The sequence below is a fragment of the Kitasatospora sp. NPDC036755 genome, from assembly GCF_040636595.1.
GTDB lineage: Bacteria > Actinomycetota > Actinomycetes > Streptomycetales > Streptomycetaceae > Kitasatospora.
Map to the genome: position 1 here is coordinate 1 of NZ_JBEZUT010000438.1, position 5,744 is coordinate 5,744.

Here is a 5,744-nt window from a genome sequence, read left to right on the forward strand (position 1 = left end):
CTGCTCCATCTGCACGAAGTAGGTGTTGACCGAGAGGGCCATCGCCATCTTCAGCTGGTACGGGCCCTTCTCGCTCGCGGACTCGTTGGGTACGACGGCCTTGGGCCTGGTGTCGTTCTTCCAGGTGCCTTCGCAGGTCTTCATCGTCGGGTACTCGAGCTTGTTCGGGGACGAGTACTCCTGGGTCGCCGGCAGCCCCGCCTCCAGGGCGGCGGCCGCGACGACCGGCTTGAAGGTGGAGCCGGGCTGGAAGCCGTTGCCGCCGCCCATCGCCGCGTCGACGTTCAGGTTGACGACGGTCTGGTTCTGGTTGGTGTCCAGGCCGTACGGGCGGGTCTGGGCCATGGCGAGGATCTTGCCGGTGCCGGGCTCGACCATGGAGGCGGCGGCGGAGATGCTGTCCGTGACCCGCACGTTGGAGCTCACCGCGTTCTGGGCGGCGGCCTGCTTGTCCGGGTCCAGGGTGGTGTAGATGTTCAGGCCGCCCTGGTTCCAGAACTTCTTGCGCTCGGCGGAGTCCTGGCCGAAGACCGGGTCCTGCTTGACCACGTGGCGCACGTAGTCGCAGAAGAAGCCCATGCCGGCCTGGGCGGTGATGCAGCCGTTCTGCGGGGCCTTGAAGTTGAGGCCGAGCGGGGCGGCCTTCGCCTCCTGCGCCTGCTCCGCGGTGATGTGCTTGTTCTCCAGCATCTTGTCGATGACGGTGTCGCGGCGGTTCTGCGCGGCCTGCGGGTGCTGCTTCGGGTCGTACTGGGACGGGTTCTGCACCAGCCCGGCGAGCATCGCGGCCTCGGCGACGGTCAGGTCCTTGTTGCTCTTGCTGAAGTAGCGCTGGGAGGCGGCCTCCACCCCGTAGGCGCCGTTCCCGTAGTACGTGATGTTGAGGTAGTTGGTGAGGATCTGCTCCTTCGGCAGTTCCTCCTCCAGCTTGATGGCGACCTTGAGTTCCTGGATCTTGCGGCCCAGGGTCTTGCGCTGGGCCTCCAGGACCGCGTCGCGGTCGTCGCCGGCCTGCTCCACGTTGACGTTCTTCACGTACTGCTGGGTGAGCGTCGAGGCGCCCTGGGAGGCGGTGCCGCTCTCCGCGTTCTTGCTGATCGCGCGCAGGACGCCCTTGAGGTCGACGGCGCCGTGCTCGTAGAAGCGGGCGTCCTCGATGTCCACCTGGGCCTGCCGCATGAACGGTGACATCTGTTCGGCCGTGATGACGGTGCGGTCGCGCTCGTAGACCTTGGCGATCAGGCCGCCCTTGGCGTCGAAGATCTGGGTGGCCTGGGTGAGCGGCGGGGTCTTGAAGTCGGAGGGGACGTCCGCGAATCCCTCCGCGGTGCCCTTGGCCGTCAGCCCGATGCCGCCGGCCACGGGCAGGGCGAGGCCCGCCAGCAGCACGCCGGACACGACGCTCACCCCCAGGAAGGTCGCACCGAAGCGGGCCAGCCGGAGCGGCGCCCTGCGGGGCGGCTGGGGGTCCGCGTCCTCGGAGGAACTCCATATCGGGGGGAGGTTCGATTCCATTCCAGGATGCTAACCCTCGGGAGTCGCCGCTCGAACGATTTTTCGCGCCCGGTTGTCACGGCTGTGCAACAGGCCGGGGCTGACTCCGGAGAGGGTGAATCGCATACGCACCATATGAATGCGGGAGGCTCGGTGGTCCGTGTGCGATGCGGCCCGCCGGCGTGCGGCTCCCCCTCCTTCCCGGGGCCCTGCCCTCTCTTGGATGCCCGGAGTGGGTCGGAAGGTTGCACACCTCGACGCGGGCCGGGCGGGAGGCGGTGGGCCCGGTTCGACGGGGGCGGTTGTCAGGGGCGCGGCATCCCGCTGGTGGGCGGGCGGGGGTGGCGGTCCGGTGGGTGTGGTGATCCTCGGGAGGGAAGGCGATCGAATAGCCGGGAATTGACCGTCCGGGCGCTCTCCGAATGGGCGGTGGTAACGGAGGTGGCCGGATCGGTGTGAAGGAATGCCCCAAGGTTGTCAGGAAATAAGCTTTATTGGCTGGTCGCCCTGCCGTACCGGGGCGACCAGCCGTTTCACGAGCGACGGGGCCCGTGGCCCGGCCCGGGGGCCGGTTCAGGCGGCACGGGCGGCGCTGTCGGGAGCGGTCTCCAGGACGGCCTCCACGTCGACCGTGACGTCCACCAGATTGCTGACCACCGTGCCGCCCCGGTCCACCACGTCGTTCCAACTCACCCCGAAGTCCTGCCGGTTGATGCGGGTGCTCGCGGTGAACCCGGCGCGCCGCCGGGGTCCCAGGTCGCGCCCGTCCTCCCACCACGGGGTGTCCCACTGCCCGAGGTAGCTCACGTCGAAGGTGACCGGGCGGGTCACGCCGCGGATGGTGAGCTGCCCGGTCACCTCGAAGCCGCTCGCGCTCACCTGGTGGACCTGCGAGCCGACGAACTTCCAGGTCGGGTGGTGCTCGACGTCGAAGAAGTCGGCGCTGCGCAGGTGGGCGTCCCGCTCGGGCGAACCGGTGTACACCTGGGTCGCGTCGATGGTCGCCTCGACCCGGGCCCGCTCCGGAGTGTCGGGGTCGACCTCCAGGAAGCCTTGCACGTTCTTCAACTGGCCGCGCACGTAGGTGACCATCATGTGCCGGGCGCGGAACTCCGCACCGGTGTGGCTGGGCTCGAAGAACCATTTCGTGGTGGCCATGGCGACTCCGTGAGGTGGTGGCCGGTGCTGCCCGCGAACCCCCTCCAGCCAGCGTAGGGCGAACCCGGACCGGCGGCACCGCGACGGAAAACCGGGCGACTCCCCCGGGCGTGATCCCCTACGGTGAACACGCCCAGGGCGGCCGTTTACCGCCCGTCGACGTGGCGCGACCAACGCGCCCGCACACCCGGGGAGTTCCCTGTCATGACGCGTACCCTCGCCGCCGAGCTGCATTCCCACCTGGAGGAGACGGTCACCGTCCACGGGTGGGTCGACACGCTCCGGCTCCAGCGGCGCATCCAGTTCGTACTGGTCCGGGACCACACCGGTCTCGTGCAGGTCACCCACTTCCGCGGTGGGGAGGGCGACGCCGTCGAGGCCGCCTTCGAGGGCGTGACGGTCGAGTCCGCCGTGAAGATCACCGGCAGGGTCGTCGCCAACCCGCAGGTGAAGCTGGGCGGTCTGGAGATCGTCCCCACCCGCGTGGAGGTCGTCTCACCCGCCGAACCGAAACTGCCGATCGACGAGCGGACCGGCATCGACCAGCGCCTGGACTGGCGGTTCCTCGACATCCGGCGCCCCTCCCAGCACCTGGTCTTCGACGTCCAGACGACCGTCGAGCGCGCGATGCGCGAGGTGGCGGCCGAGGAGGGCTTCACCGAGCTGCACACGCCCAAGCTGATGGGGACGGCCTCCGAGTCGGGCGCCGAGGTGTTCGAGGTCGGCTACTTCGACCGCACCGCCTATCTGGCCCAATCCCCGCAGTTCTACAAGCAGATGGCCATCGCCGGCGGCATCGACCGGGTCTTCGAGGTCGGGCCGGTGTTCCGGGCCGAGCCGTCCTTCACCTCGCGGCACGCCACCGAGTTCACCGGGGTGGACGTCGAGATCGCCTGGACCGACGGGGCCGAGGACGTGATGGCCTTCGAGGAGCGGATGCTGCACCGCGTCCTGGCCGCGGTGGCCGAGCGCCACGGCGCGGCGATCGCCGAGCACTTCGGCACCCCGGTGACGGTTCCCGGACTGCCGTTCCCCAGGATCACGATGGCGGACGCGCTGGCCCGGCTCCGCGCCACCGGCTGGGACCGGGAGGGCGTCAAGGAGGACCTCGACCCCGAGGGCGAGCGCGCGCTGTGCGGCCTGATCGCCGAGGAGACCGGGCACGAGTTCGTCTTCGTCACCCGGTTCCCGTCCGCGGTGCGGCCCTTCTACCACCTGCGGCCGGAGGACGACCCGAGCGTCACCGACTCCTTCGACCTGCTGTGGAAGGGCGTGGAGATCACCACCGGCGCCCAGCGCGAGCACCGGTACGACCGCCTCGTCGCCCAGGCCCGGGAGAAGGGCATGGACACCGGGCCGCTCACCGGGTACCTCGACTCCTTCCGCTACGGCACCCCGCCGCACGGCGGCTTCGGACTCGGGCTCGGCCGGCTGCTCATGCTGGCCCTCGGCCTGCCGTCGATCCGCGAGGCGACCTTCCTCTTCCGGGGGCCGCACCGCCTCGAACCGTAGAACCGTAGAACCGCGGAACCGTAGAACCGGGAAATGGCGGGCGGAACACGAAAGGGCCGCGTCCGAGGAGATCCGTCCTCGGACGCGGCCCTTTCGGCGTCTGTCGGTGCCGTCCGGTGCCGTCCCGGTGTCTTCCGGCCTCCGGCCGTGTTCCGTCAGCTGCGACGGAGGGCCTCGGTGAGCCGGTTCGCGGCTTCGATGATGGCCTGGGCGTGCAGGCGGCCCGGGTGGCGGGTCAGCCGCTCGATGGGGCCGGAGACGGAGACGGCGGCCACCACGCGGTTGGACGGTCCGCGGACGGGGGCGGAGACGGACGCGACGCCCGGCTCCCGCTCGCCGATGGACTGGGCCCAGCCGCGGCGGCGGACGCCGCTGAGCGCGGTGGCGGTGAAGCGGGCGCCCTGGAGGCCTCGGTGGAGGCGCTCGGGCTCTTCCCAGGCGAGGAGCACCTGGGCGGCGGAGCCGGCCTTCATCGGCAGGGTGCTGCCGACGGGGACGGTGTCGCGCAGGCCGGAGAGTCGTTCGGCGGCGGCGACGCAGATGCGCATTTCGCCCTGTCGGCGGTAGAGCTGCGCGCTTTCCCCGGTGACGTCGCGCAGATGGGTGAGGACCGGGCCCGCGGTGGCGAGCAGTCGGTCCTCGCCGGCGGCGGCGGAGAGTTCGGACAGGCGGGGGCCGAGGATGAAGCGGCCCTGCATGTCACGGGTGACCAGGCGGTGGTGTTCGAGTGCGACGGCGAGTCTGTGGGCGGTGGGGCGCGCCAGACCGGTGGCGGCGACCAGCCCCGCCAGTGTGGCGGGGCCCGACTCCAGTGCGCTGAGCACCAGAGCGGCCTTGTCGAGAACGCCGACGCCGCTAGTGTTGTCCATACCATGATATTGCAGTCTCAGTTGGCGAGACGCAAGTCTGTTTCGGTGTCCGCCATCCTCTCAGATGTGCGCAAAGCGGCTCTTCCGGGACCCGGCGTCTCGCATGCCGGACGCGACGGGGGCGGGTCGCGCCGCGGAAGTCCGGCGGGAGCGAAATGGCCGGAGAAATGAAAAAAGCCCCTGCCGTGTCACTGTCGGACACGGCAGGGGCCTGAGAAGAATTCGGCGGCGTCCTACTCTCCCACAGGGTCCCCCCTGCAGTACCATCGGCGCTGAAAGGCTTAGCTTCCGGGTTCGGAATGGAGCCGGGCGTTTCCCTCTCGCTATGACCACCGAAATGATCGGGCCGGGCAATTGCTCGAAAGCATTGCCTTCGCCTCGTTGTCAATCATAGCAGGGGGAAATGCGGAGGGATTCGCGGGTCCGGCCCGGCGGCTCCCCGGCAGCGCCTCCGGAGACGCCCCTGGGGGGTGCGGTCGAGGCGACGCCGCGACGCTGTCGAGGTGCGGCCGGGGCACGGCGCGGCCCGGGGAGGTGCCCCCGGCCCGGGCGGAGGGGCGGAGGGGCGGCCGGTCCGGACCGGAGCCGGCGAGCCCGTGCGCACACCACCGAACCCCGCCCCTGTGCGCCGATCGCCCAAAAACCGACCGATAAGGTGTTAATCCAACATTCATCCATGCCGCATAGCCTCCGGGGGCTAGCCTCATGCTG

The 5,744-nt window shown here is 70.1% G+C and carries 4 protein-coding genes and 1 rRNA gene; 1 reads left to right on the top strand and 4 read right to left on the bottom strand.

All coding sequences use genetic code 11. The features are described 5' to 3' along the window. The coding region (locus AB0E96_RS37375; protein ID WP_359830710.1) for a transglycosylase domain-containing protein at positions 1-1,515 on the bottom strand (1,515 nt) is incomplete at its 3' end. A gap of 552 nt (positions 1,516-2,067) precedes the next feature. Then, the gene (locus AB0E96_RS37380; RefSeq protein ID WP_359830712.1) at positions 2,068-2,652 is read right to left on the bottom strand and encodes a YceI family protein; all 585 of its coding nucleotides are present in this window, start codon (positions 2,650-2,652) and stop codon (positions 2,068-2,070) included. A 204-nt stretch (positions 2,653-2,856) separates the two neighbouring features. On the opposite strand from AB0E96_RS37380, the gene aspS reads away from it, so the two are divergent. Then, the gene (aspS, locus tag AB0E96_RS37385; protein ID WP_359830714.1) at positions 2,857-4,164 is read left to right on the top strand and encodes an aspartate--tRNA(Asn) ligase; all 1,308 of its coding nucleotides are present in this window, start codon (positions 2,857-2,859) and stop codon (positions 4,162-4,164) included. A gap of 155 nt (positions 4,165-4,319) precedes the next feature. Here the strand turns inward: aspS and AB0E96_RS37390 are convergent, their stop codons facing one another. Together AB0E96_RS37390 and rrf are read right to left on the bottom strand one after the other, a co-directional pair. Further along, entirely contained in the window at positions 4,320-5,033 is a 714-nt protein-coding gene (locus AB0E96_RS37390; protein ID WP_030246527.1) for an IclR family transcriptional regulator, read from the bottom strand. Positions 5,034-5,253: 220 nt separating this feature from the next. Next, positions 5,254-5,370, bottom strand: a 5S ribosomal RNA gene (rrf, locus tag AB0E96_RS37395). Positions 5,371-5,744 lie beyond the last annotated feature (374 nt).